The sequence below is a fragment of the Acinetobacter sp. YH01005 genome (assembly GCF_013420465.1).
Taxonomy (GTDB): domain Bacteria; phylum Pseudomonadota; class Gammaproteobacteria; order Pseudomonadales; family Moraxellaceae; genus Acinetobacter; species Acinetobacter amyesii.
Map to the genome: position 1 here is coordinate 1 of NZ_VOYA01000066.1, position 1,391 is coordinate 1,391.

1 protein-coding gene is annotated in these 1,391 nt (G+C 38.5%); it reads right to left on the bottom strand.

From position 1 onward, the window contains the following. Positions 1–13: 13 nt before the first annotated feature. Positions 14–1,318 carry an IS4 family transposase gene (locus FTT72_RS16125; RefSeq protein ID WP_180027325.1) on the bottom strand — a complete coding sequence of 435 codons (1,305 nt, stop codon included), beginning with the start codon at positions 1,316–1,318 and terminating at the stop codon, positions 14–16. Positions 1,319–1,391: the final 73 nt, after the last annotated feature.

Here is a 1,391-nt window from a genome sequence, read left to right on the forward strand (position 1 = left end):
TAATGCCAGTCAGTTAAGAGATTGACTGGCTTTTTCTTGGGTATTTTTGAGGTTTTCCTTTTACAACCCTTGGATAACTCCTCACTCTTCTCTCAGGTATAACATACCGATTAGATTTCTCCATTAAACTTTCCAGATGTTTGGGGAGATTACCTGCAGAAGCCAAAGAGTCGAATCTGAGTAAATTAAGAAGGGCAATAGATGCAATATGAAAACTGATTCTCAAAGGACTTACTTTAGCTCGTTGAGCCATATGTTTCATTTGTCGTCTCAGAACATTATAGGCAATCAAGACACCCCATAATTCTTGATAAATTAAGTCTGGTTGCTTGCTTCTTAAGAGCTTACCTTTCTGCAAATTGCTTTTAATTTCTCGGTAACACATTTCAATTTCCCAACGCTGAGCATATAACTTTGCCAAGGCTATAAGTGGGTATGTCTTTGAATCTAATAATGAAGTAATGTAACGTCTGATTTTTCCTGCCTGCTCAACTTCAATCAAACGTGCCTCCCAATAATCCCCTAACGTTGGGTTAAGCTTCTTGGCTCTAGGTGATATTGGCATCCTGATATGAAAATCATGTGGGGAATTCCGTTTAATAATTTCATAACGTAAATTATCTTTTGCTCGCATCAGCCAATGACTTGATTCTGCACGTGTTTGCCACCCTATTAGAAAATCAGCAGAGAAATAAGCTCGATCAAATAATGTAATACTTTGTGCTGGTGGAGATAATTGATTTGCTAATGTGAGTTCACCCTGATCCATACTGCCTATTTGGGCATCTATGATTTCATGGGTATTGGTATTGACTAGGCACGTGGCTCTCACTTGTGGGTAAGGTGCTACAGCAGTTTTACCTTTAGATGAGCCAAAATGATTAAAGTTCTCTTCGGTCAGCGGCATAGACCAAACCACCCCATCAACAGCACATATACTAAGTCCTTGAAAGCTTAAATATTGTTGCTGTGTTTCATCAAACCATGCTTGGCTGAGCAGAGAGAATAAGGTACTTAAAGGCTCTTGTCCTAAACGTTGTCGTGCTTGGACTGCTGCACTAGGAACACAATATTCTGTTGTACCAAACACGAGGTTTAATTGCTCTACAACATAGCTGATGGGTTGATTTCGAAACAAGGCAAGCCCAATAACAAGCCAAACCACATGCTCAGCAGGTAATTTTCTCCTTCTGATTGATGCCTTACCTGTTTGATGCAGGCTTGTTTCAATCCAATTTAAATCAATAAGTTCACAAAAATGGTTGAGTGATGGGAGAGAATGTTCAAGAGTGGATTCTAAATGTTCAGATAAAGACATAAAAAAATGAGCGTATTCACATACACTCATTTTTACTACATTTTACTAAAATTTGCTTAACTGACTGGCATTA

Coding starts and splice junctions, on each gene's coding strand:
- FTT72_RS16125 (WP_180027325.1), bottom strand. CDS start 1,318: ATGTCTTTATCTGAACATTTAGAATCCACTCTTGAACATTCTCTCCCA.